This is a genomic window from Janthinobacterium sp. AD80 (assembly GCF_002878455.1).
GTDB lineage: Bacteria > Pseudomonadota > Gammaproteobacteria > Burkholderiales > Burkholderiaceae_D > Janthinobacterium.
In genome coordinates this window covers 30,680-54,545 of the sequence record NZ_NRDQ01000019.1, presented here as the reverse complement: position 1 = coordinate 54,545, position 23,866 = coordinate 30,680, and the positions used below count along the sequence as shown (strand labels likewise).

Annotated in this window: 26 protein-coding genes; 17 read left to right on the top strand and 9 right to left on the bottom strand. The window is 60.2% G+C overall.

The features are described 5' to 3' along the window. Nucleotides 1-29 precede the first annotated feature (29 nt). The 4 genes from JaAD80_RS04265 to JaAD80_RS04250 all read left to right on the top strand — a co-directional run bounded on the left by JaAD80_RS04265 (nucleotide 30) and on the right by JaAD80_RS04250 (nucleotide 5,434). Nucleotides 30-1,232 (top strand): ABC transporter substrate-binding protein, encoded by a 1,203-nt coding sequence (locus tag JaAD80_RS04265; protein ID WP_102293028.1) that lies wholly within the window; start codon nucleotides 30-32, stop codon nucleotides 1,230-1,232. Nucleotides 1,233-1,399: 167 nt separating this feature from the next. After that, the gene (locus JaAD80_RS04260; protein WP_102293027.1) at nucleotides 1,400-2,284 is read left to right on the top strand and encodes a branched-chain amino acid ABC transporter permease; all 885 of its coding nucleotides are present in this window, start codon (nucleotides 1,400-1,402) and stop codon (nucleotides 2,282-2,284) included. A gap of 31 nt (nucleotides 2,285-2,315) precedes the next feature. Further along, nucleotides 2,316-3,296, top strand: coding sequence for a branched-chain amino acid ABC transporter permease (locus tag JaAD80_RS04255; protein WP_102293026.1), 981 nt, complete (start codon nucleotides 2,316-2,318; stop codon nucleotides 3,294-3,296). Between the two features lie 77 nt (nucleotides 3,297-3,373). Further along, nucleotides 3,374-5,434 (top strand): 3-hydroxybutyrate oligomer hydrolase family protein, encoded by a 2,061-nt coding sequence (locus tag JaAD80_RS04250; RefSeq protein ID WP_102293025.1) that lies wholly within the window; start codon nucleotides 3,374-3,376, stop codon nucleotides 5,432-5,434. Between the two features lie 57 nt (nucleotides 5,435-5,491). On the opposite strand, the gene JaAD80_RS04245 is transcribed toward JaAD80_RS04250, so the two are convergent. The 5 genes from JaAD80_RS04245 to sugE form a co-directional block, all read right to left on the bottom strand. Next, nucleotides 5,492-6,283: an EAL domain-containing protein gene (locus JaAD80_RS04245; RefSeq protein WP_102293024.1), complete on the bottom strand. Its 792-nt coding sequence runs from the start codon at nucleotides 6,281-6,283 to the stop codon at nucleotides 5,492-5,494. Nucleotides 6,284-6,327: 44 nt separating this feature from the next. Further along, nucleotides 6,328-7,485, bottom strand: coding sequence for an iron-containing alcohol dehydrogenase (locus tag JaAD80_RS04240; RefSeq protein WP_102293023.1), 1,158 nt, complete (start codon nucleotides 7,483-7,485; stop codon nucleotides 6,328-6,330). 60 nt (nucleotides 7,486-7,545) lie between these two features. Beyond that, entirely contained in the window at nucleotides 7,546-7,713 is a 168-nt protein-coding gene (locus tag JaAD80_RS30545; RefSeq protein WP_180979295.1) for a hypothetical protein, read from the bottom strand. A 9-nt stretch (nucleotides 7,714-7,722) separates the two neighbouring features. Next, a complete protein-coding gene (locus JaAD80_RS04235; RefSeq protein ID WP_102293022.1) occupies nucleotides 7,723-8,082 on the bottom strand; it encodes an NADH-quinone oxidoreductase subunit A in 360 nt (119 codons plus the stop codon). A gap of 91 nt (nucleotides 8,083-8,173) precedes the next feature. After that, nucleotides 8,174-8,494 (bottom strand): quaternary ammonium compound efflux SMR transporter SugE, encoded by a 321-nt coding sequence (sugE, locus tag JaAD80_RS04230; protein WP_102293021.1) that lies wholly within the window; start codon nucleotides 8,492-8,494, stop codon nucleotides 8,174-8,176. 326 nt (nucleotides 8,495-8,820) lie between these two features. Here sugE and mnmG point away from each other — a divergent pair, with 326 nt between their 5' ends. The 13 genes from mnmG to JaAD80_RS04165 all read left to right on the top strand — a co-directional run bounded on the left by mnmG (nucleotide 8,821) and on the right by JaAD80_RS04165 (nucleotide 20,669). Further along, on the top strand, nucleotides 8,821-10,770 hold the full coding sequence (gene mnmG / locus JaAD80_RS04225; protein WP_102293020.1) for a tRNA uridine-5-carboxymethylaminomethyl(34) synthesis enzyme MnmG: 1,950 nt from the start codon (nucleotides 8,821-8,823) through the stop codon (nucleotides 10,768-10,770). Next, nucleotides 10,767-11,411: a 16S rRNA (guanine(527)-N(7))-methyltransferase RsmG gene (gene rsmG / locus JaAD80_RS04220; RefSeq protein ID WP_102293019.1), complete on the top strand. Its 645-nt coding sequence runs from the start codon at nucleotides 10,767-10,769 to the stop codon at nucleotides 11,409-11,411. The genes mnmG and rsmG overlap by 4 nt, the downstream gene beginning before the upstream one ends. A gap of 168 nt (nucleotides 11,412-11,579) precedes the next feature. Then, complete coding sequence (locus tag JaAD80_RS04215) at nucleotides 11,580-12,350, top strand: ParA family protein (RefSeq protein ID WP_034752687.1); 771 nt, start codon at nucleotides 11,580-11,582, stop codon at nucleotides 12,348-12,350. Nucleotides 12,351-12,414: 64 nt separating this feature from the next. Next, nucleotides 12,415-13,299: a ParB/RepB/Spo0J family partition protein gene (locus tag JaAD80_RS04210; RefSeq protein ID WP_102293018.1), complete on the top strand. Its 885-nt coding sequence runs from the start codon at nucleotides 12,415-12,417 to the stop codon at nucleotides 13,297-13,299. A 269-nt stretch (nucleotides 13,300-13,568) separates the two neighbouring features. Further along, nucleotides 13,569-13,937 (top strand): ATP synthase subunit I, encoded by a 369-nt coding sequence (locus JaAD80_RS04205; RefSeq protein WP_076564767.1) that lies wholly within the window; start codon nucleotides 13,569-13,571, stop codon nucleotides 13,935-13,937. A 51-nt stretch (nucleotides 13,938-13,988) separates the two neighbouring features. Further along, entirely contained in the window at nucleotides 13,989-14,798 is an 810-nt protein-coding gene (gene atpB / locus JaAD80_RS04200) for a F0F1 ATP synthase subunit A (protein WP_102293017.1), read from the top strand. Nucleotides 14,799-14,857: 59 nt separating this feature from the next. Further along, complete coding sequence (gene atpE / locus JaAD80_RS04195; protein ID WP_071080009.1) at nucleotides 14,858-15,136, top strand: F0F1 ATP synthase subunit C; 279 nt, start codon at nucleotides 14,858-14,860, stop codon at nucleotides 15,134-15,136. Between the two features lie 43 nt (nucleotides 15,137-15,179). Continuing rightward, on the top strand, nucleotides 15,180-15,650 hold the full coding sequence (locus JaAD80_RS04190) for a F0F1 ATP synthase subunit B (protein ID WP_071325906.1): 471 nt from the start codon (nucleotides 15,180-15,182) through the stop codon (nucleotides 15,648-15,650). A 2-nt stretch (nucleotides 15,651-15,652) separates the two neighbouring features. Then, nucleotides 15,653-16,198: a F0F1 ATP synthase subunit delta gene (locus JaAD80_RS04185; protein ID WP_071080008.1), complete on the top strand. Its 546-nt coding sequence runs from the start codon at nucleotides 15,653-15,655 to the stop codon at nucleotides 16,196-16,198. Nucleotides 16,199-16,276: 78 nt separating this feature from the next. Next, nucleotides 16,277-17,818 (top strand): F0F1 ATP synthase subunit alpha, encoded by a 1,542-nt coding sequence (gene atpA, locus JaAD80_RS04180; RefSeq protein ID WP_034752701.1) that lies wholly within the window; start codon nucleotides 16,277-16,279, stop codon nucleotides 17,816-17,818. Nucleotides 17,819-17,881: 63 nt separating this feature from the next. Then, nucleotides 17,882-18,757, top strand: coding sequence for a F0F1 ATP synthase subunit gamma (gene atpG / locus JaAD80_RS04175; RefSeq protein ID WP_102293016.1), 876 nt, complete (start codon nucleotides 17,882-17,884; stop codon nucleotides 18,755-18,757). 29 nt (nucleotides 18,758-18,786) lie between these two features. Beyond that, a complete protein-coding gene (gene atpD / locus JaAD80_RS04170; RefSeq protein WP_034752705.1) occupies nucleotides 18,787-20,187 on the top strand; it encodes a F0F1 ATP synthase subunit beta in 1,401 nt (466 codons plus the stop codon). A gap of 62 nt (nucleotides 20,188-20,249) precedes the next feature. Next, nucleotides 20,250-20,669: a F0F1 ATP synthase subunit epsilon gene (locus JaAD80_RS04165; protein ID WP_102293015.1), complete on the top strand. Its 420-nt coding sequence runs from the start codon at nucleotides 20,250-20,252 to the stop codon at nucleotides 20,667-20,669. Nucleotides 20,670-20,736: 67 nt separating this feature from the next. On the opposite strand, the gene JaAD80_RS04160 is transcribed toward JaAD80_RS04165, so the two are convergent. The 4 genes from JaAD80_RS04160 to speD all read right to left on the bottom strand — a co-directional run bounded on the left by JaAD80_RS04160 (nucleotide 20,737) and on the right by speD (nucleotide 23,864). Beyond that, the gene (locus tag JaAD80_RS04160; RefSeq protein WP_102293014.1) at nucleotides 20,737-21,324 is read right to left on the bottom strand and encodes a hypothetical protein; all 588 of its coding nucleotides are present in this window, start codon (nucleotides 21,322-21,324) and stop codon (nucleotides 20,737-20,739) included. 140 nt (nucleotides 21,325-21,464) lie between these two features. After that, complete coding sequence (gene rsgA / locus JaAD80_RS04155; protein ID WP_102293013.1) at nucleotides 21,465-22,529, bottom strand: ribosome small subunit-dependent GTPase A; 1,065 nt, start codon at nucleotides 22,527-22,529, stop codon at nucleotides 21,465-21,467. Nucleotides 22,530-22,877: 348 nt separating this feature from the next. After that, the gene (locus JaAD80_RS04150; protein WP_102293012.1) at nucleotides 22,878-23,429 is read right to left on the bottom strand and encodes a hypothetical protein; all 552 of its coding nucleotides are present in this window, start codon (nucleotides 23,427-23,429) and stop codon (nucleotides 22,878-22,880) included. A gap of 63 nt (nucleotides 23,430-23,492) precedes the next feature. Continuing rightward, the gene (gene speD / locus JaAD80_RS04145) at nucleotides 23,493-23,864 is read right to left on the bottom strand and encodes an adenosylmethionine decarboxylase (protein ID WP_102293011.1); all 372 of its coding nucleotides are present in this window, start codon (nucleotides 23,862-23,864) and stop codon (nucleotides 23,493-23,495) included. Nucleotides 23,865-23,866: the final 2 nt, after the last annotated feature.

Sequence of the window (23,866 nt, the reverse complement as noted above, 5' to 3'; positions counted from 1 at the left end):
TAGCAAACAATAATCCCAACGGAGACACTATGAAACGTAACGCTATCGCCACCGCCACTCTCTGCGCACTGGGCTTGTCCGCTGCCGCGCACGCCCAGGTGTCGGGCGACACCATCAAGATCGGCTTTATTTCCGACATGTCCGGCGTGTATTCCGACGTCGATGGCCTCGGTGGCGCGGAAGCCATCAAGATGGCGATCGCCGATGCCGGCGTCGTACTGGCTGGCAAAAAGGTGGAATTCATTTCTGCCGATCACCAGAACAAGGCCGACATCGCCGCTTCGAAGGCGCGCGAATGGTTCGACCAGCAGGGCGTCGACATGCTGATCGGCGGCACCAATTCCGGCGCCAGCCTGGCCATGGCCAAGGTGGCGGCGGAAAAGAAAAAAATCTTCATCGCCATCGGCGCCGGCTCCTCCCGCCTGACGAATGAAGAGTGCACGCCATACACCGTGCATTACGCCTACGACACCGTGGCGCTGGCGCGCGGCACGGGCGGCACCATCGTCAAGCAGGGCGGCAAGAACTGGTACTTCATGACGGCCGACTACGCGTTCGGCCACTCGCTGGAAAAAGACACGGCCGAAGTCGTCAAGGCAGCCGGCGGCAAGGTGCTGGGCAGCGTCAAGCATCCGCTGGGCGCCTCGGATTTCTCGTCCTTCCTGCTGCAGGCGCAAGCGGCAAAGCCGCAGATCCTGGGCCTGGCCAATGCCGGTGGCGACGCCATCAACAGCATCAAGGCGGCCAACGAATTTGGCGTGACGAAAAACGTGAAACTGGCTGGTCTGCTGATCTTCATCAATGACATCCATTCGCTGGGCTTGAACCTGACGCAGGGCATGTACCTGACGGACGGCTGGTACTGGGACTTGAATCCGGAAACGCGGGCCTGGTCGAAACGTTACTTTGACAAGATGAAGAAGGAACCGTCGATGCTGCAGGCGGCCGACTATTCGGCGGCGGCGAACTACCTGAAAGCCGTCAAGGCGGTGGGCACGGACGATACCGACAAGGTCATGGCGTATCTGAAGAAAACCAGGATCAATGACATGTTCACCAAGAACGGCGAAGTGCGTCCCGATGGCCGCATGGTGCACGACATGTATCTGATGGAAGTGAAAAAGCCGTCCGAGTCGAAATACCCATGGGATTACTACAAGGTGGTGGCCACCGTGCCCGGCGCGCAAGCGTACGTGACCAAGGCTGAATCGAAGTGTTCGCTGTGGAAGTAACGTTGTAGCAATCCCTGCGGATTGCCCGCCGCGCGCGGGCAGTCTGCCTTCCTGCGCGCCACCTGCCGGTGCGCAGGGTGCGCCTTGCGCCGCCGCACCCGTCCGCGGTGGCGTGTTTCCCTTGATACCACACCGCTACCCGGCGGTGCTTTTTATACTGTGATGCCATGGAAATTTTCGGCGTTCCATTACAAGCGATGATGAGCCAGCTGCTGCTGGGCCTCGTCAACGGCTCGTTCTATGCCATGTTGTCCCTCGGTCTGGCCGTGATCTTCGGCTTGCTCAACGTCATTAATTTCTCGCACGGCGCCATGTACATGATGGGCGCCTTCCTGGCCTGGATGGGCCTCAGCTATTTCGACATCAATTACTGGGCCATGCTGGTCATCGCCCCGATCGTCGTCGGCCTGGTCGGCATCCTGATTGAAAAGACCATGCTGCGCTGGCTGTATAAACTCGACCACCTGTATGGCTTGCTGCTGACCTTTGGCATCACGCTGATCATGGAAGGCGTGTTCCGCTCGTTCTATGGCGTCTCGGGCCAGCCGTATGCGGTACCCGAAGCGCTGGCCGGCGCCACCGACCTGGGTTTCATGATCCTGCCGAACTACCGGGCGTGGGTCGTCATCGCATCGCTCTCCGTCTGCCTGGCCACCTGGTTCGTCATCGAAAAAACCAAGTTAGGTGCCTACCTGCGGGCCGGCACGGAAAACCCGAAGCTGGTGGAAGCGTTCGGCATCAACGTGCCGCTGATGGTGACCCTGACCTTCGGCTTCGGCGTGGCGCTGGCCGGGTTCGCCGGTGTGCTGGCCGCCCCCATCATCCAGGTCTCGCCGCTGATGGGCTCGAATCTCATCATCGTCGTGTTCGCCGTGGTGGTGATCGGCGGCATGGGTTCCATCATGGGCTCGATCCTGACGGGCCTGGGCCTGGGCGTGATCGAGGGTCTGACCCGCGTGTTCTACCCGGAAGGCTCGGCCACCGTGGTCTTCGTGGTGATGGTCATCGTGCTGCTGCTGCGTCCCGCCGGCCTGTTCGGTAAAGAAAAGTAATCCTCATCAGTCATGTATTGGAGCTACCACGATGAATAAGAATGTAGGCTACGCCATTGCCCTGCTGCTGGCTCTGGCGGCCCCGTTTTACGGCTATCCCGTCTTCCTGATGAAGTTGCTGTGCTTTGCCCTGTTTGCCTGCGCCTTCAATTTATTGATCGGCTATACGGGCTTGCTGTCGTTTGGCCACGCTGCCTTCTTTGGCGGCGCCGGCTATGTCACCGGCTATGCGCTGCGCACCTGGGGCTGGCCGACGGAACTGGGCTTGCTGGCCGGCGTCGCCACCGGGGCGCTATTGGGCCTGGTGATGGGCGGCCTGGCCATCCGTCGCCAGGGCATCTATTTCACCATGATCACCCTGGCGCTGGCGCAGATGGTGTACTTCCTCGCCTTGCGCCTGCCGTTCACGGGCGGCGAGGATGGCTTGCAGGGTGTTCCACGTGGAACCTTGCTGGGCACAATCGACCTGGGCAACGACACGGTGCTGTACTACGTGGTGCTGGCCATCTTCATCGCCGGCTTCGCCCTGATCGTGCGCACCATCCACTCGCCGTTCGGGCAAGTATTGAAAGCCATCAAGGAAAACGAGCCGCGCGCCATCTCGCTCGGCTACGACGTCAACAAGTACAAGCTGATGGCCATCGTCCTGTCGGCGTCGCTGGCCGCGCTGGCCGGCGCCACCAAGACCCTGGTGCTGGGCTTTGAGACGTTGACCGATGTGTACTGGGGCATGTCGGGCCTGGTCGTGCTGATGACACTGGTCGGTGGCATGGGCACCCTGGCCGGCCCCATCATCGGCGCCGTGCTGATCATCGCGCTGGAAAACAAGCTGGGCGACTTTGGCACCTATCTGGCCACGCACACGGGTGTCGAGTGGTTCGGGACGTTGGGCGAATCGGTGGGCATCGTTACCGGCATCATCTTCGTCATCTGCGTGCTGATGTTTCGGCGTGGCATCGTCGGCGAAGCGCTTGCCCGTTTCGGCGGCAGGCCGGCCAAGGCCGCTGTCTGATGGTTGCAGCAACGCCGGACTGTCTGTCCGGCGTTTTTCATTGTGCGTCCAGTGTTACCTCAACGGAGAGAACCACCATGCAAACAAGGAATATGCGCGCCGGCACCGGCCTGTGCACCGTGCTGCTGCTGTCAGCCTGCGGCAGCAATCATGCACCGGAAGAGCTGAACCAGATGCCCAGCTACCTGGGCACGATCACGCGGACCGACTACGACGGCAAGAGCAACGACCTGCTGACGGCCGGCCTGGGCAAGACGGGGCTGGCGGCAGCGGCACCCGCATACGCGAATGCGGAGAGTCCCACGCCGCTGGAACTGCGCCGCAACGCCATCCACGCCAACTACCGCGCCGTGCTCGACATTGCCGCCAACAGCGGCTACGGCACCCTGTATGGGCCGAACGTGGATGCGGCGGGCAATGCGGGCAGCGGCGAAGGCTTGATCGCCGGCAGCGAATACATCGCCTATGCGGACGATGGCACGGGCAAGAAAAACGTCACCCTGATGGTGCAGGTGCCGGCCAGTTTCGACCCGGACCGTGCCTGCATCGTCACGGGCACGTCCAGCGGCTCGCGTGGCATCTATGGCGCCATCGGCAGCTCGGGCGAGTGGGGCCTGAAAAAGGGCTGCGCCGTGGCCTATGCGGACAAGGGTTCCGGCACGGGCCTGTATGTGTTCGAGGATGACAGCGTCAACCTGCAAAACGGCGTGCGCGCGGGCAGGGTCGCGGCCGGCAAGAACGCGCTCTTCGCGCCCGACCTGAGCGACGCCGAGCGCCAGGCCTGGGCGGCTGCGAACCCCAACCGCATCGCCTTCAAGCATGCGCACTCGCAGCAGAATCCGGAGAAGGACTGGGGCAAGGTCACCTTGCAAGCCATCGAGCTGGCGTACTACGTGTTGAACGAGCGCTACGGCGTGCTGGCGCGCGACGGCAGTTCGCACCTGCTGCGCCTGACGCCGAAGAACACCATCACGATCGCCTCGAGCATTTCCAACGGCGGCGGCTCGGCCTTGCTGGCGGCCGAGCAGGATACGCGCGGCCTGATCAGCGGCGTGGCCGTCAGCGAGCCGCAAGTCCAGCCGGCGCCATCGACCGCCTACAGCGTGCGCCAGGGCGGGGTGGTGGTGAGCGGGCCGGGCCGCGCGTTGTTCGATTACGCCACCTATGCCGCCCTGTACCAGCCGTGCATCGCCTCCGTGGCCGGCAGCGCGGGACGCTGCACGGCGCTCGTCGCCAAGGGCTTGCTGAGCGGCACCGACCTGGCGCAACAGCAGGCGGATGCGAAGCGGCGCCTGCAGGCGTATGGCTGGCTGGCGGACTCCGATCCACTGCAGGCGGCGCACGCGGGCACCAACATCCTGGTGGCTGTCACGTATGCGTACGCCTACGGCAAATTCTCCGTGACGGACAAGGTGTGCGGTTTTAGCTTTGCGCAGACGGACGGGACGGGCAACCCCATCGCCTACACGAGCGCGCAAAAGGCGGCCAGCTTTGCCGCGCAAAACGGCATCCTGGGCAATGTCGTGTATGAGAACAGCGTTGGCGGCGCCAAGGTGTACACGGCTGGCGTGTCGCCTTCCAACGGCCTGGCCGACCAGTCACTCGATGGTTTCTTGTGCCTGCGCAGCCTGGCGACGGGACGCGACAGCGTCAGCGGCACCGCCTTGCAGGGCACGCTGGCGGCGCAGAGTGTCCGGGTGCGTGCCGGCGTGGCCGAGGTGCAGGCAACGGCCAAGCTCAATGGCAAACCGGCCATCATCGTGCATGGCCGCAGCGATACGCTGATTCCCGTGAATCACGCGTCGCGTGCCTATGTGGGACTGAATGCGGTGGGCGAGGGCGCAGGCAGCAAGCTGCGCTATATCGAGGTGACCCATGCCAACCACTTCGATTCTTTCAGCAGCGCCTTGCCGACCTTGATTGTGCCCCTGCACGTGTATCTGAACCGGGCGCTCGACGCCATGTATGCACACTTGACCGTCAAGCAGGCCTTGCCGCCATCGCAGGTGGTGCGCACGGTAACGCGTGCCGATGCATCGACCTTGATCACGAATGTCAACGTGCCGCCGATCGCGGCGGCACCGGCGGCCGGTAATCTCATCAGTGTGACGGGCACGGTGGTGGATATTCCCAACTAGACTGCACCGTCTGGGGAACTTGCGGCCACGTTTCACGTGGCCGTTTTTATGCCCGGGCTAGATCCAGGCGGAGTCGGGGATCTGCCCCAGACCCTGGAACACGGGCTTGGAAAACCAGTAGCCCTGCATCAGCGAAATGCCGCAGCCGGAAAGAAAATCGCGCTCGGCGCGCGTCTCGATGCCTTCGGCCAGCACGCGGATGCCCAGCTCGCGGCACAAGCTGGCGACGGCCCGCACGATGGCCTGGCGCGGCGGCGAGGTGTCGATCTGCCGCACCAGGTCCATGTCGATCTTGACGATGTCGGGCTGGTATTCGGCCAGCAGGTTCAAGCCCGCATAGCCGGCGCCAAAATCATCGATGGCCGTCTGAAAACCGAAGCGGCGATAGGCGCGGAAAATCTCGACCAGGTGGGGACGGTCCTGCACCCGTTCGCCTTCCGTCACTTCAAAGATGATTTTGTCGGTAGGAAAGTTGTGCAGCTTGGCCGCTTCCAAGTTGCTGCGGATGCAGACCTCGGGACGGTACACGGCATTGGGCAGGAAATTGATCGACAGAAAACCTTGCATGCCTAGCCTGGCGGCGCCAGCCACGGCCTTGACGCGGCAAGCCTGGTCAAAGCGGTAGCGGTTCTCGTCGTTCACTTGCGCCAGCACGCTGGCGGCACCTTCGCCATGTGGGCCGCGTACCAGCGCCTCGTGTGCGTAGATGCTGCGTGTGGCGAGGTCGACGATAGGTTGATAGGCGTACTCGAAGGCAAAGCCCAGCGGTGCGCTATCGTGGCAGCCGGTGCAGCGCCCGGGTGCCGGGCTGCTGTCGTCGGCATGAATGGGGATGTCGGGTGGCGTCATGGCAGCAGTGTAACAGGGTGGGTCAGGCGACTCCGTCTGCTGGCTCACAGTGCGGCCGCATAGATGGCGCGCGCGTCGCTGCGCGTGACGCTGCGGGGATTGTTTCCCAGCAAGCGCGTTTGCAGCATGGCTTCGTCGGCCAGGCGGTCCAGGTCGCTGGCGGCGATGCCCACCTCGCGCAGGGTTCGTGCGATGCCGGTCGCGAGGGCAATGTCCTGCATGGTATCGATCAAGGCATGGGCGCGTGCCTCGTCGCTGCCCGTGATGCCGGGCTGCAAGACGGCGGCCAGCTGCGCATACAGGGGCGCGGCATGGGACAAGTTAAAGCGCAGCACATGTGGCAGCACCAGCGCGTTCGACAATCCATGTGGCACGTGGAACAGGCCGCCGATGGGATAGGCGAGGGCGTGCACGGCGGCGACGGGGGCGTTGGAAAATGCCTGGCCGGCCAGCATGGCGCCCAGCAGCATGGCCTGGCGCGCGGCCAGGTTCTGGCCATCGCGGCATGCCGTGACGAGGTTGGCGGACAGCAGCGATAGCGCCTGGGTGGCCAGCATGTCGGACAGCGGATTCTTTTGCAGGCGGCTGGTATATGCCTCGATCGCATGCACCATGGCATCGATGCCGGTGGCGGCCGTCACCGCCGGTGGCAGGCCCAGGGTCAGGCTGGCGTCGAGCAGGGCCAGGTCCGCATACAGTTGCGGGGCGACTACGCCCATCTTGGTGGTGGCGCCCGTCGTGACGATGGCGATGCTGGTCACTTCCGAACCCGTGCCGGCCGTGGTTGGCAACTGCACCAGCGGCAGGCGCTGGCCGTGGACATTGCCGATACCATACAGTTGCCCCAGCTCCTGGTGGCCCCGTGCCAGCACGGCGATCAGCTTGGCCACATCCAGCGAGCTGCCGCCACCGAGGCCAATCACCAGTTCCACGTGAAACATCTGTGCCTGCGCCACGCCAGCCAGGATGACGGCTTCGGGTGGATCCGCTTGGACATCGGCGAACACGTGCACCTCGACACCTGCCGCCTGCAGACTGCGCAAGGGAGTATCGGCCAGTCCGGTGCGCAAAAAGCCCGCATCGGTGACGAGCAGGGCGCGGCGTACGTGTGGAAAGTGGCGGGCCACGTGCTGGCCCAGCTGGGCGGCACAGCCTGCTTCGACGATCAGATGCGGCACGGTGCGGAACTGGAAGGCGGACATGCGGACTCCTGGCAGTGGGACAGTAACGAGCTTACTCCGCTTTCCAACGCCGCGCATGTTTCACGTGGAACCACGCTGCAGCACCAGCAGCGCCAGGCTGACCGTCAGCGCGACGCCGGCCACCGTTGCCAGCAGCCGGCATGCCTGGGCGTCCTTGCGGTACTCGCGCGTGGCGGCATAGGCCAGCGCCACACCCAGCACGATATTCAGCAGGAGCAGGTTTCTCATTCCCATTGCTCACTCCCACTCCAGCGCGCCCTTTTTCCACTCATAGGCCAAGCCTATCGTCAGTACGGCGAGAAACCCCATGACGGCCCAGAAGCCGACCAGTCCCAGTGCGTTGACGTTGGCCGCCCACGGCATCAGGAAGATGACTTCGATATCGAACAGGATGAACAGGATGGCGACCAGGTAGAAGCGGATGTCGAATTTCATGCGCGCGTCGCCAAACGCTTCGAAGCCGCATTCATATTGCGACAGCTTCTGCGGGTCGGGCTTGTGCGGTCCCAGCACCCGTCCCAGCAGCATGGGCACGATGCCGACCAGGATACCGACGAGGATGAAGAGCAGGATGGGAAAGTAGTTTTCGAGGAGCATGGGAATTCCTGTGGAGATTTGCTGTGTAGTACAGGCGGTGGGTGAGGTGGTAGCGCAGGACGTGTCTACGCCAGGCGCTACCGGGGAAAACTTAGTGGGCCGAAGACAGCTTCATCAGAACGATGCCGCTGACGATCAGGACGGCAGCGCAGATGCGCATCAAGCTCAGCTGTTCGCCCAGGACGGCGACGCCAACGATGAAGGCGCCGACGGCGCCGATGCCGGTCCAGATGGTGTACGCCGTGCCGAGGGGCAGGGTACGCATGGCGATCGACAGCAAGCCGAAGCTGGCGATCATCATGACCACGGTAACGATAGAGGGGGTGAGTCTGGTGAAACCCTCGGAGAGTTTCATCGAGTATGCCCACACGACTTCAAACATGCCGGCAATCAGTAAAAGTATCCAGGCCATGGCGGCTCCTTTGCAGAGCGGGCCGTCCCGGTGTGTTCCCATGTGGGGGAGGCCGTCCTCCTGAATGACCGTCCCGATGGCCACTGGCGTGGCGACGTTGATGGACGATGCGGCAATTGTAGCAAACATTGGCGGACCCTGCAGCTCTATCCAGGGTGCGCTTGCGGGGTCAATTCGTGTTCCACGTGAAACAGAAACGGGTGGCGCCACACCCTTGCTGAGTAAAAATTAAGCAAAAAATGGCCGGCGGAAGGTTGCGTCTGCAAAAAGACTCTATAATCGGAGCTCTCTTCCCGCATTTTTACTTGCACTGTTACCTATTTATCATGTTATTTCCTACAGAATTCGACGTCATCGTTGTCGGTGGTGGTCACGCCGGTACCGAAGCGGCCCTCGCTTCCGCCCGCATGGGGCAGAAGACGCTTTTGCTCACGCATAATATTGAGACACTGGGCCAGATGTCGTGCAATCCTTCCATCGGTGGCATCGGCAAGGGCCACCTGGTCAAGGAAGTCGATGCCATGGGCGGCGCGATGGCGATCGCCACCGACGAGTCCGGTATCCAGTTCCGCATCCTGAATTCCTCGAAAGGCCCGGCAGTCCGCGCCACGCGCGCCCAGGCCGACCGCATCCTGTATAAAGCCGCCATCCGCACGCGCCTGGAAAACCAGCCTAACCTGTGGCTGTTCCAGCAAGCCGTCGATGACCTGATCGTCGAAGGCGACCGCGTCGTAGGCGCCGTGACGCAGATCGGCCTGAAGTTCCTGGCGCGCGCAGTGGTGCTGACGGCAGGTACTTTCCTCGACGGCAAGATCCACGTGGGCCTGAACAATTATTCGGCCGGCCGCGCCGGCGATCCGCCTGCCATCTCGCTGTCGGCCCGCCTGAAAGAGCTGAAACTGCCGCAGGGCCGTTTGAAAACGGGCACGCCGCCGCGCATCGATGGCCGCACGATCGACTTTTCCGTGATGCAGGAACAGCCGGGCGACCTCGACCCGGTACCCGTGTTCTCCGTCATGGGCAACACGGCCATGCACCCGCGCCAGGTGCCGTGCTGGGTCACGCACACGAATGCACAGACGCACGACATCATCCGCGCCGGCCTCGATCGCAGCCCCATGTACACGGGCGTAATCGAGGGCGTCGGCCCCCGCTACTGCCCGTCGATCGAAGACAAGATCCACCGTTTCTCGGGCAAGGAATCGCACCAGATCTTCCTTGAGCCGGAAGGCTTGACGACGCACGAGTTCTATCCGAACGGCATCTCCACCAGCCTGCCATTCGACGTGCAGATCGCCCTGGTGCAGTCGATGAAGGGCATGGAAAACGCCCACATCCTGCGCCCTGGTTACGCCATCGAGTACGATTATTTCGACCCGCGCGGCTTGAAGGCTTCGCTGGAAACGAAGGCCGTGGCGGGCCTGTTCTTCGCCGGCCAGATCAATGGCACCACGGGCTACGAGGAAGCGGCCGCGCAAGGCATGCTGGCGGGCCTGAATGCGGCCTTGCTGACGCAAGACAAGGACGCCTGGGTACCGGGCCGCTCGGAGGCCTATCTGGGCGTGCTGGTCGACGATCTGATCACCCAGGGCGTGCAGGAGCCGTATCGCATGTTCACCAGCCGCGCCGAGTACCGTTTGAGCCTGCGCGAAGACAATGCCGACATGCGCCTGACGGAAATCGGCCGCGCTTTGGGCTGCGTCGGCGACGCCCAGTGGCAAGCCTTTGAAACCAAGCGCGAAGCGGTGGCGCTGGAGCTCGAGCGCCTGCGTTCCACGTGGGTCAACCCGCGCATCCTGGCGGCCGCCGAGTCGGAACGCATCGTTGGCCAGGCCATCGAGCGCGAATACTCGCTGGCGGACTTGCTGCGCCGCCCGAACGTTGCCTATGACACCTTGATGAGCATGACGGGCATGGAGGGCCAGGCCCTGGCCGGCCCCGGCGTGGCAGACGCGGCAGTGCGCGAGCAGGTGGAAATCCAGCTCAAATACGCGGGCTACATCGAGCGCCAGAGCAAGGAAATCGAGCGCCACGAACACTATGAAAACCTGGCCTTGCCGGAAGGTTTTAACTACCTGGACATCGGCGCGCTGTCGGTCGAAGTGCGGCAAAAACTCGACAAGCAGCGCCCGGAAACCCTGGGCCAGGCATCGCGCATTTCCGGCGTGACCCCGGCGGCCATTTCGCTGCTGCTGGTGCACCTGAAAAAGCGCGGTTTTGGTGCAGGTCAGGCCGAAATACAGACCACCACTTTAAAGGATGAGGTTGTTGAATGAAGCAGTTTGACCGGGCCGCTTTGGCCCAGATTTTGAATGAAGGCATCGCCGCGCTGGGCCTGGAGCTGAGCGCGGATCAGACGGAAAAACTGCTCGATTACCTGGCCTTGCTGGCCAAATGGAATAGCGTGTACAACCTGACGTCGGTGCGCGATCCCCTGCAGATGCTGACCTTGCACGTGCTCGATTCGCTGGCGGCCGTGCCGGCGTTCGCGCAAGCCAAGAACGTGCTCGACGTGGGCGCTGGCGGCGGCTTGCCGGGCATGGTCCTGGCTATCGCGCGGCCCGATGTGAAGGTGTCGATGATCGACACGGTGCATAAAAAGACGGCATTCCTGACGCAAGTGAAGGCCGAACTGGGCCTGGCCAACGTCACCGTGTACACGAAACGGGTGGAGCAGCTGGAAGTGCAGCAGAAATTCGACGTGATCACCTCGCGCGCCTTTGCCGACCTGTCCGACTTCGTCAACTGGTCGAACCATGTGCTGGCCGAGGGTGGGCAATTCATCGCCTTGAAAGGGGTGGCACCGCCAGACGAGAGAGAGCGACTGCCGGCGGACTGGAAAGTGACGGAATTACGAGCAATCCAGGTGCCAGGGCTAAATGCAGAGCGTCATCTGGTCTTTATAGCAAGAATTTAAAGAACGCAGAATTAAACGATATAAATCATATAAACAGTTTATACGGTATAAATAATATAAACCGTATAAACGATTTATATCGTATAAATCAAATAAACAGTATAAATCGTTTCGGCAGGATGCCGGGGCGCACGATGAAGTTTGCACCTATTTACAACTAGAAGATACATGGCCAAAATTTTTTGTGTAGCAAATCAAAAGGGTGGTGTTGGTAAAACCACAACAAGCGTCAACCTCTCCGCCGGTCTGGCCAAGTTGAACCAGCGCGTGCTGCTGGTCGACCTCGACCCGCAGGGCAATGCGACCATGGGCGCCGGCATCAACAAGGCCGGCTTGAAGGCGTCGACCTATGAAGTGATGCTGGGCGAGTCCGATGTCAAAACGGCACGCCAGCGTTCGGAAGCCGGACGCTTCGATGTGCTGCCCTCGAACCGCGAGCTGGCCGGCGCCGAAGTGGAGATGGTCGAGCTGGACAACCGCGAACGCCGCCTGAAGGATGCGCTGGCCGAAGTGGATGGCGAATATGACTTCATATTAGTAGACTGCCCACCGGCATTATCGATGCTGACCCTGAACGGCCTGTGCGCCGCGCATGGCGTGATCATTCCGATGCAGTGCGAGTACTACGCCTTGGAAGGACTGTCCGATCTGGTCAACACCATCAAGAAGGTGCACGCCAACCTGAACCCGGATTTGAAAATCATCGGCCTGCTGCGCGTGATGTTCGATCCGCGCATGACATTATCGCAACAAGTGTCGGCGCAGCTGGAACAGCACTTCGGCGACAAGGTATTCAATACCATCATCCCGCGTAATGTGCGCCTGGCCGAAGCGCCATCGTACGGCTTGCCGGGCGTGACCTTCGACCCCAGCTCGAAAGGTGCCCAGGCGTATATCGCCTTCGGCGCCGAGATGGTCGAACGCATCAAACATATGTAAACAAGGGGCGAGCGTCTGCACATCAAGATGTGAGCGCTTACTCTGAAAACACGATTAGGACAGCATGGCTACGAAAAAATTAAAAGGACTCGGTCGCGGACTCGACGCCCTCCTGGGCGGCGGCGGCGACTTCGCCAGTCCGGAAACCAATCAACCGTCGAACTTGCCCGTGTCACAAATGCAAGCCGGCAAATACCAGCCGCGTACGCGCATGGACGAAGGCGCCCTCAATGAACTGGCCGCCTCGATCAAGGCGCAGGGGCTGATGCAGCCTATCCTGGTGCGTCCGATCGGCCAGGATACCTTGAGCGGACTTGTCAAATATGAAATCATCGCCGGTGAGCGCCGTTTCCGCGCTTCGCAACTGGCCGGCCTGACGGAAGTGCCGGTGCTGGTGCGCGACGTCGACGACCTGGCCGCCGCGGCCATGGCGCTGATCGAGAACATCCAGCGCGAAGACTTGAATCCCCTGGAAGAAGCGCAGGGCATTCACCGCCTGATCGCCGACTTCAGTTTTACGCATGAGCAAGCGGCCACTGCGCTGGGACGCTCGCGCAGCGCTGTGTCCAACCTGTTGCGCCTGATGAATCTGGCCCATCCCGTGCAGACCATGCTGATGGCCGGCGATATCGACATGGGCCACGCGCGCGCGCTGCTGGCCGTCGACGCGGCCAGCCAGATCACGCTGGCCAACCAGGTGGTGGCCAAGCGCCTGTCCGTGCGCGAGACGGAAAAGCTGGTGACCCGCACCATCGAGGAAGCGGCGAATCCGGTCGAGCCGCGCCACAAGGAAAAGTCCGGCGATATCGCGCGCCTGGAAGAAGAGCTGTCCGATGCGCTGGCCACGCCGGTGGTCTTCAAGATGGGCAACAAAGGGCGTGGCCAACTGGTGATCGATTTTGCCGATCTTGACGTGCTCGATGGTGTGTTGGCACGCTTGCGTGGTTAAATAGCAAGCTGCAAAGACAGGGGATATACGGTGTGGACAATCCGGCCATGCTTTCCGGATGGACCACGTGATTCCTTGATAACACGGCTGGAAGCGGCCCGGCAAGCGACTTTGCCATATAGTGGTGCAAATGGCGGCGAATAGTCGGTAAAGCGTCAGTTTCGCGCAGCAATTGCCCTGCTGCGGTGCAGCAACGTTTGACTCTATAGATCAAAGCCAACTATAATCCCGTGTCTTTGCGTGTGTAGATTTTTCTGGGAACCTGGCAATTGAGTGATTCACAACAAAATATTGCCAAACCAGTCTACAAAGTAGTTGCTTTGCAGCTCGCAATTGCCATCAGTTTTGCCACGGTCACCCTGTTTTTCGGTGGCAGTGTGAAGGGCTGGTCCGCCGCATATGGCGGCGCTATCGCAGTCATCGGTAGCCTGGTGTATGCCATGTTGGTCGTTCGCGGTTCTAGCGACGCCAATAAGGCATTCCGGGCGCATTTGCGCGCAGAAGTGGTGAAAATATTTATCACAGCGGTGCTCTTTATCTTGGCACTGGTGTTGTTTCAGTCGGCCGCCTGGTTATGGCTGATCTTGGGTTTCGCGGTGGCAACCTTAGCATACTGGTTTTCATTGCTCGCTGTTTAATCATTGGTTTTGGGGCCTGTTGTGCTCTGAAACGACAAATCTAAATTCATTATGACCACAGAACACGCTATTGAAGCGGGCCATGCTGCCCCGGCCAACGCCACAGAATACATCAGCCACCATCTGGCTCACCTACGCAATGCCGAAGGCACCATCAATCTGGACACGTTCTGGATTTCGGCCATTCTGGGCTTTGTTTTCCTGGCTGTTTTCTACATGGCTTCGCGTCGTGCCACTGCCGGCGTGCCTGGCAAGCTGCAAAACTTCGTCGAAATGATCATGGAAATGGTCAATGACACTATTAATGGGGCCTTTCACGCGAAAAGCAAGATCATCGCACCGCTGGCCATCACTATTTTTGTATGGGTCTGGCTGCTGAACGCGATGGACTTCCTGCCGGTTGACTTGCTGCCGATGATTCTGAGCTGGTTTGGCGTGCATAAACTGCGCGTCGTGGCAACGGCCGACGTCAACCACACCTTCGCCATGTCGTTCTCGGTAGTCCTGTGCATTATCGCCTTCTCGGTCAAGGCCAAGGGCCTGGGCGGCTGGATCAAGGAGCTGTTCACGGCACCGTTCCATGCCAGCGGCATCATCGGCACGATCTTGCTGGCCCCTGTCAATTTCCTGCTGCAAATGGTTGAGCTGGTTGCAAAACTGATCTCCCTGTCGCTGCGACTGTTCGGCAATATGTATGCCGGCGAACTGATTTTCATCTTGATCGCGTTGTTGCCTTGGTGGGCACAGTGGGCGTTGGGTGGTCCATGGGCAATTTTCCATATCTTGATTGTAACTTTGCAAGCTTTTGTGTTTATGGCGTTGACGGTTGTGTATCTGAGCCTTGCGGTTGAGAAACATTAATCATTAACTTTATATTTTGTTTTTTTAGTATCTTTCGTTTTTAAATTTAGGAGAATTTTATGCAAGCTCTGATCGCACAAGTACAAAGCATGACCGTTCTGGCAGCAGCAATCATCATCGGCCTGGCCGCAATCGGCACCGCTCTGGGCTTCGCTATTCTGGGTGGCAAATTCCTGGAAGCGTCGGCACGTCAACCAGAACTGATGCCACAACTGCAAACCAAACTGTTCGTTATCGCTGGTCTGCTGGATGCAATCTCGATGATCGGCGTTGGTATCGCTCTGCTGTACACGTTCGCTAACCCGTTCCTGTCCGCTCTGACGGCTGTTGCTCAGTAATTCGCTCCAACCCTAGGAGAAACTTTTAGTTAGGAGCAAAGGTATGGACATCAATATGTCGCTCATCGGCCAGATGATCACCTTCGCGGTGTTGGTCTGGTTCTCGATGAAGTTCGTATTTCCAGCGTTGAACAACGCGCTGGATGAGCGTGCCAAACGAATCGCGGATGGATTGGCTGCGGCCGATCAAGGTCAGGCTTCGATGGCTGTCGCTGAAAAGCGTGCGCAAGAGGCATTGAACAGTGCACGTGAAGAAGCTTCGCAACGCGTTGCGGACGCTGAAAAGCGCGCGCAGCTGGTTGCTGAAGAGATCAAGCAAAATGCACAAGCTGAAGCTGCGCGTATCATTGCGCAAGCCCAGTCGGACGCCGAACAGCAACTGTCGAAAGCACGCGAACAATTGCGCGCTCAGGTGGCTGACCTGGCTGTCAAGGGTGCCGAGCAGATCTTGAAGCGTGAAGTAAACCCAACGGCTCACGCCGAAATGTTGCAGCGTCTTGCTGTCGAGCTGTAATCATGGCAGAACTCGCAACCGTCGCCCGTCCCTACGCGGAAGCTTTGTTCCGCGTAGCCCAAGCTGGTAAGGAGTCAAGCAACCTCGCGGCGTGGTCCGAACTGGTGTCCGAACTGGCACAGATCGGTAGCCACCCCGAGGTACAGGCGTACGCGCGCAATCCGAAAGTTTCGGAAAGCGACGTCGCCGCCACCATCCTGTCGTTGTTGAAATCGCCGCTCAATGAAGAAGTGAAAAACTTCGTCACGTTGTTGATCGAAAATGGCCGCATCAGCCTGCTGCCGGAAATCGGCGCGCAATTCCATGCCTTGAAAAATGGCCTGGAAGGTGCGGCTGACGCCGAGATCACGAGCGCTTTCGATCTGAGCGAAGGCCAAACGGCCGAGCTGGTCGCAACGCTGGAAAAGAAATTCAGTCGTAAGCTCAACCCTGCCGTCACAGTGGATCCATCGCTGCTCGGCGGCGTGCGCGTGGTCGTAGGCGACCAGGTGCTCGATACCTCGGTGCGCGCCAAGTTGCAGCAACTGCACGCTGCACTGGTGTCGTAAGACACGCGCTTCGGCAGGCCAGCTTAGACAGACCCTTACCCCTCGCGCAAGCTGAGAGAAACACTTTTAGGAGTTAGTATGCAACTCAACCCATCTGAAATCAGCGAGTTGATCAAGAGCCGGATCCAAGGTCTTGACGGCGGCGCTGAAGTGCGTAATCAAGGCACGGTTATTTCCGTCGCCGACGGTATCTGCCGCATCCACGGTTTGTCGGACGTGATGCAAGGCGAGATGCTGGAATTCCCAGGCAACACGTTTGGCCTGGCAATGAATCTGGAACGCGACTCCGTCGGCTCCGTGATTCTGGGTGCCTACGAGCACATCTCCGAAGGCGACACGGTGAAATGCACCGGCCGCATTCTGGAAGTGCCAGTCGGTCCTGAGCTGCTAGGCCGCGTAGTCAACGCGCTGGGCCAGCCGATCGACGGCAAAGGCGCCATCGAGACCAAACTGACGGCCGCGATTGAAAAAATCGCCCCGGGCGTGATCGCCCGTGAGTCCGTTTCGCAACCGATGCAAACCGGCCTGAAGTCGATCGATGCGATGGTTCCAGTTGGCCGCGGCCAGCGCGAACTGATCATCGGCGACCGTCAAACCGGCAAGTCGGCTGTGGCGATTGATGCGATCATCAATCAAAAAGGCCAGGGCATGAAATGTATCTACGTCGCGATTGGCCAAAAAGCCTCGTCGATCAAGAACATCGTGCGCTCGCTGGAACAGCACGGCGCGATGGAATACACCATCGTTGTCGCCGCTTCCGCTTCGGAATCAGCCGCCATGCAATACATCTCGCCGTACTCCGGTTGCGCCATGGGCGAATACTTCCGTGACCGCGGTGAAGATGCACTGATCGTCTATGATGATCTGTCCAAACAAGCTGTTGCATACCGTCAAATCTCGCTGCTGCTGCGCCGTCCACCAGGTCGCGAAGCGTACCCAGGCGACGTGTTCTACCTGCACAGCCGCCTGCTGGAACGCGCAGCACGCGTGAACGCCGACTACGTCGAGAAGTTCACCGACGGTGCCGTCAAAGGCAAGACGGGTTCCCTGACGGCGCTGCCGATCATTGAAACGCAAGCTGGCGACGTGTCCGCCTTCGTTCCAACCAACGTGATTTCGATTACCGACGGTCAGATCTTCCTGGAAACCTCGCTGTTCAACGCCGGTATCCGTCCTGCGATTAACGCCGGTATTTCCGTATCGCGCGTCGGTGGCGCCGCCCAGACCAAGGTCATCAAAAACCTGTCCGGCGGTATCCGTACCGACTTGGCGCAGTACCGTGAACTGGCTGCGTTTGCGCAGTTCGCTTCGGACCTGGATGAATCGACCCGCAAGCAGCTGGACCGTGGTGCCCGCGTGACGGAATTGCTCAAGCAAGCCCAGTACTCGCCACTGTCGATCTCGCTGATGGCCGTATCGCTGTTCTCGGTGAACAAAGGCTTCATGGACGACGTGCCAGTCAAGCAAGTGCTGTCGTTCGAAGCTGGTGTCCACGCTTACATGAAGACCAAGCAAGCTGCTCTGCTGGCCAAGATCGAAGAAACCAAGCAACTCGACAAAGACAGCGAAGCAACTCTGTCGGCGGCCATTGCTGATTTCAAGAAATCCGGCGCATATTAAGCGGCCAGGCGGCGCCCACCTTTGAGTGAGGCGCCGCCCTACGCGCAGAAGGAGTAAGGACTCATGGCATCAAGCAAAGAGATACGAGGCAAGATCAAGAGCGTAGAGAATACGAAGAAGATCACCAAGGCGATGGAAATGGTCGCCGCGTCCAAAATGCGCAAGGCGCAAGACCGGATGCGGGCCGCCCGTCCCTACAGTGACAAGATTCGGAATATCGCCGCCAATCTGGCGAATGCCAATCCGGAATACACGCACCCGTTCCTGGCAGCTGCCCAGGGTACGCAAGCGAAGGCAGTAGGTTTCATCGTTGTGACGACCGACAAGGGTCTGTGCGGCGGCATGAATACCAACATCCTGCGCCAGGTGACGTCGAAGTCGCGCGAGCTGGAAGCAGCTGGCAACCGGGTTGAAGCAGTTGCCATCGGTAACAAGGGTTTGGGTTTTTTGAATCGCATCGGCGTCAAGATCGTCGCCTCTGCCATTCAAACTGGTGATACGCCCCACCTGGAAAAATTGATCGGACCTGTCAAGGTCATGCTCGAAGAGTTCCAGGCTGGCAAGCTCGACGCAGTGTACCTGTGCTACACCAAATTCATCAACACGATGAAGCAGGAACCAGTGGTCGAACAGCTGCTGCCATTGACGGCCGACAAAATGGTCGCCGACAAGAGCGCACACTCGTGGGATTACATCTACGAGCCGGATGCACAAAGCATCATCGACGAATTGCTGGAGCGCTATGTAGAAGCGCTGGTGTACCAGGCAGTCGCGGAGAATCTGGCGTCCGAGCAATCGGCACGGATGGTCGCGATGAAAGCTGCAAGCGACAACGCGGGTAGTGTGATCGGCGAATTAAAGCTGATCTACAACAAGACCCGCCAAGCTGCGATTACCAAAGAACTCTCCGAAATCGTCGCCGGTGCGGCTGCGGTTTAAACGAATTTAACTATATTGAAGGAACGAACATGGCTGATGGCAAAATCGTTCAGTGTATCGGCGCTGTGGTGGACGTTGAGTTTCCCCGCAACGCGATGCCTAAGGTATTTGATGCCTTGAAGATGGCAGGCTCGGAACTGACCCTGGAAGTACAACAGCAGTTGGGCGACGGCATTGTCCGTACCATTGCACTCGGCTCGTCCGATGGCCTGCGTCGCGGCATGATGATTCAGAACACCGGCAAACCAATCATGGTGCCAGTCGGTAAAGCAACCCTGGGTCGCATCATGGACGTACTGGGCAACCCGATCGACGAATGCGGCCCCGTGTCGCACGAGCAGATCGCGTCGATCCACCGCACCGCTCCTGCATACGACGAACTGTCGCCTTCGCAAGAACTGCTGGAAACCGGCATCAAGGTGATCGACCTGGTTTGCCCGTTTGCAAAAGGCGGTAAAGTTGGTCTGTTCGGCGGCGCTGGCGTAGGCAAGACCGTGAACATGATGGAACTGATTAACAACATCGCCAAGGCGCACAGCGGCGTGTCCGTGTTCGCCGGTGTTGGTGAGCGTACCCGTGAAGGTAACGACTTCTACCACGAGATGGCTGACGCGAAAGTGGTTGATCTGGAAAATCCAGAGAACTCCAAAGTGGCGATGGTCTACGGTCAGATGAATGAACCGCCAGGTAACCGTCTGCGCGTCGCGCTGACCGGCCTGACGATCGCTGAATCGTTCCGTGATGAAGGCAAGGACGTTCTGTTCTTCGTCGACAACATTTACCGCTTCACGCTGGCTGGTACCGAAGTCTCGGCACTGCTGGGCCGTATGCCGTCGGCTGTGGGTTACCAACCGACCCTGGCTGAAGAAATGGGCCGTCTGCAAGAGCGTATCACGTCGACCAAGACCGGTTCGATCACCTCGATCCAGGCCGTCTACGTTCCAGCCGATGATTACACCGATCCGTCGCCTGCTACCACGTTTGCTCACTTGGATTCGACCGTTGCGCTGTCGCGTGACATCGCTTCCCTGGGTATCTACCCAGCCGTGGACCCGCTGGATTCGACCTCGCGTCAGCTGGATCCGTTGATCGTTGGTCAAGAGCACTATGACACCGCGCGTGCCGTGCAAACGACCCTGCAACGCTACAAGGAATTGCGCGACATTATCGCGATTCTGGGTATGGACGAGCTGGCACCGGAAGACAAACTGCTGGTTGCCCGCGCACGTAAGATGCAGCGTTTCCTGTCGCAGCCTTTCCACGTCGCTGAAGTCTTTACCGGCGCGCCTGGTAAATACGTTTCGCTCAAAGACACGATCAAGGGCTTCAAAATGATCGCTTCGGGCGAACTCGATCACCTGCCGGAACAAGCGTTCTACATGGTCGGCACGATCGAAGAAGCAATCGAAAAAGCCAAGAAACTTAACTAAGTTAAGTCTGGGCCTAACCCCGCCCCTCAGAAGGCGGGGTTCTTCAACCCGATAGGACACACATGGCACACACAATTCACGTTGACGTGGTTTCCGCTGAAGAACTGATTTTTTCAGGTGAAGCAGAATTCGTCGCGTTGCCGGGTGAACAGGGCGAGCTGGGTATCTACCCACGCCACACGCCTTTGATTACCCGCATCCGTCCGGGCGCGGTCCGCATCAAGGTAGTCGGCCAGGCAGAAGAAGAGTTAGTCTTCGTCGCCGGCGGCCTGCTGGAAGTGCAACCGGATACCGTGACCGTCCTGGCCGATACCGCGATCCGCGGTCACGACCTCGACGAAGCGAAAGCGCTGGAAGCGAAGAAGTTGGCGGAAGAAAATATCCACAACAAGGATTCGGGCATCGACTACGCGCAAGCGCAAGCCGAGCTGGCCAGCGCGATTGCGCAGCTGGCAGCGATCCAGAAGCTGCGCAAGATTTAATTTCAATCTGCGCCGCACAAGAAAGGCAGCCTTCGGGCTGCCTTTTTTTATGCCACGGCCTCCCGCCTTATTCGCAGCTTGGTTGCCAGCCGCCATCACGCAACTGGGTTGCCAAGCTGGCATTGCCCTCATTGACCAGCTTGAGTATCGCCTGCTTGCCCGCCGCCGACTGGTCCTCGCCAGGCGGCGTTTTTACCGCATACTGGAACTGCAACAGCCCACCACAGGCGGCGGCGCCATGAAAACTCTTGCTTACATTCGATTCATACACGGGGTTGGCGGCATCCGGTTCATAGACGGAACGCATCAGCACATGGCCATCGTGGATCACGACGGAAGAAACGGGCTCCGGCTTGGTGGCCGCCAGCGACTTGAGCAGGGCCGCCGAGAAGGCAAATGGATCGCTTTTGGCATTGCTATCGTATAGCAGGGTAATCAGGCTGCTCCATTTTTCCACCGCTTCCCCGTTCGTCGTGTATTCATACAAGGCCCGTTTGCTGTTGCGATTCTGTGGCGCGGTAAACGCCAGCTTGTAGACCTTGTCGGCATAGTGTATCTCTTGCGGCACGCTCAGCTTTTGCGCGAACAGCGTGCCGCTGGCGAACAGGCACGCTGACAATGTACTCAGAAGTAAAATGGTTTTTTTCTTGAACACAGTGCATCCTCATTCCATGGTGGGCGGGCCGCGTGCATCGCATGCGGCGCATGTCTGTTGGTACAGCATTTGACTATACCTTGCATATTTCCCAACTGCAATTTTGATAAAGTTGACAAGCTGTGATTCCGTACGCCTGTTCACGCAAGCCCGTTCTTGCCGCGTTGCTTGACGGCTTTGAGCGTCACTTTCCACCTGGCGCGCGCCGCAATGCGTTCGAGCGGGGTTACCTCGCCGCGCCGGGCGTCGCGCAGCAGCTTGTGATAATTGCGCAGGCGGTCCGCATCGATGGCGCCACGCACCTGGCAACCGGGTTCGCTGGCGTGCCTGCAATCGCGGAACTGGCACGTCGCTGCCAGCGCCGCGATGTCGTCAAAGGTGGCGGCCAGGGTTGACGCATCGGCATCGGCCTGCCAGCTGCGCAAGCCCGGCGTGTCGATGATGCAGGCGCCGCTGGCGCACAGGTGCAGCGAGCGCGCCGTCGTCGTGTGCCGGCCACGGCTGTCGCCATGGCGCACGCCTTTCGTCGCCTGCTGCGCGACGCACAGGGTATTGGTCAGGCTGGACTTGCCGGCCCCCGATGAACCCAGCAGCACCAGGGTCTGTCCCGCCTCCAGCCACGGCTCCAGGATGGCCACGTCATACGCATGGCGCGTATCGATGGCAAACAGGGGCACGTGGGAGGGCAGGCGTTGCCTGAGCTGCGCCAGCTTGCCCGCCACGTCGCTGGCCACGTCCGCCTTGCTCAGCACCACCACGGGCGTCACTTGCGCGGCCAGCACGATGGCCAGGTAGCGCTCCAGGCGGCGCGGGTTGAAGTCTTCGTCCAGTCCCATCACCAGCAGGGCCGTGTCGACATTGCTGGCCAGTAGCTGGCGCCGGCCGTCATTGCCGCGCCGCGCGATCTGCGTGACTGGGGATAAGTAGGCCGTTATCCACAAGGTGCCGTGTGCATCGGCTTCGGCGGCGATCCAGTCGCCGACCGTGAGGATATGGTCCTGCGCCCGCAAGTCGTGCAGCAGGTGCGGCAGGATCTGCGCCGGGCGTTCCTGCACGCCGTCGTGCACGCCGATGCTGTCGCGGTGCACGGCGCTCACGCGCATCAGCTGTGCGGTGGAAGAAGAGAGGTCGAGTTGGGCGGCTGCGCCGGCGATGGCCTGCTGCAGTCCGATGTAGCGTAGTTGTGCAAAATCGCATGCGATCATGGTAGCGTGATTCCGTATTCTGTCGTCCGCGTGCGGACATATCGCCTGCGCGTGCAGGCACCGCCAGTCGCGATGACTGGCACGAAAGAAGGGGAACGTCGGCTACGCGATCACGCGTATGGAGAAGTGCGGGCTAAAAGGTTTAGCAGGGAAAAACGGTGATCAGGCAGCCGACAGCACGGCAGTATCCGAATGGCGCATGTTGTCTACTCCTAGTGTGTGATGGAAAATGCCAGTGTGCCAGCGGCGCGCGCCGGCGTCAACGGAATGTGTGGCTTGGCTGCACCTGCCGTAGGCCGGATGAGTCCGCAGGGCGTAATCCGACACATTGTTGGCGCGATTGTTGAATTAGCTGCACATGCCGTAAGCCTGGCGTTCGGGGAAATAGCGGTACGTAAACGTGCGCACCGGATAGCGCTTGCCGGCGATGAGCATGTCGGGCATGGACAGGTCGAAGCGCTGGGGCAGCTGGCGCGGCAGCTGCAGGCGCAATCGCCATTGCGTCTCGGCGCTTGAACCGACGGCGGAAAACATGATGGGCAAGGTCTCGATGACGTCGACGATTTCCGCCTTGCGGTTCATGCCGCGCTGGTAGATGGTCAGTACCTTGGCTGCGGCGAACGGCGGTTTGTGCGGTTCTTCCAGCAGGAACGACAGGCGCGTAAAACTCGCTTGCGTACCGATGGGCAAGGTAAAGATCAATGCCAGTTCCGTGCCGCCTTCCTTCAAGGTGACGGGCGGCGTGGCGTACAAGCTGATCCCGCGCGGCAGCTCGAAGCGCGAGCCTTCCGTCCACGTCTTGCATTCGGGCGTAGTGGCCTGGTACAGGCTGGGCGCCGTGTAGTCGTTGCAGGCGGAGACCAGCAGCAGGGGCAGGGCAAGCAGGGCGGAACGGCGCATGGAAGTCACGGTTGGAAGATGAGCCGACAGTGTAAGCGATCCCCCCGCGATCTACCAGCGGGCTTATGCCTGCCCGGGCGGTGCGCGCCGCACGGACTGCAGCTGGCAGTGCGGCGCCTGCAGCGCATCCTTGATGGCGCCCAATGCCAGTTGCGGCCGCGCCGCGCCGCACATGAAGATGTCGACGGCGGCGAAGCCGCATTCCGGCCACGTGTGGATCGAGATGTGCGACTCGGCCAGCAGCACCACGCCCGTGACGCCCATGCCGGCGCCAAAGCTGTGGAAATGGCTGTGCAGCACTTGCGCGCCGGCCGCGATGGCCGCGCCGCGCAGCAGCTGTTCCAGCGCGGCGCCGTCGCGCAGCCGCTCCGGTGCGATACCGGACAGGTCGGCCAGCAAATGGGTGCCCAGGGGCAGATGCGGTGTGGCTGTCATGC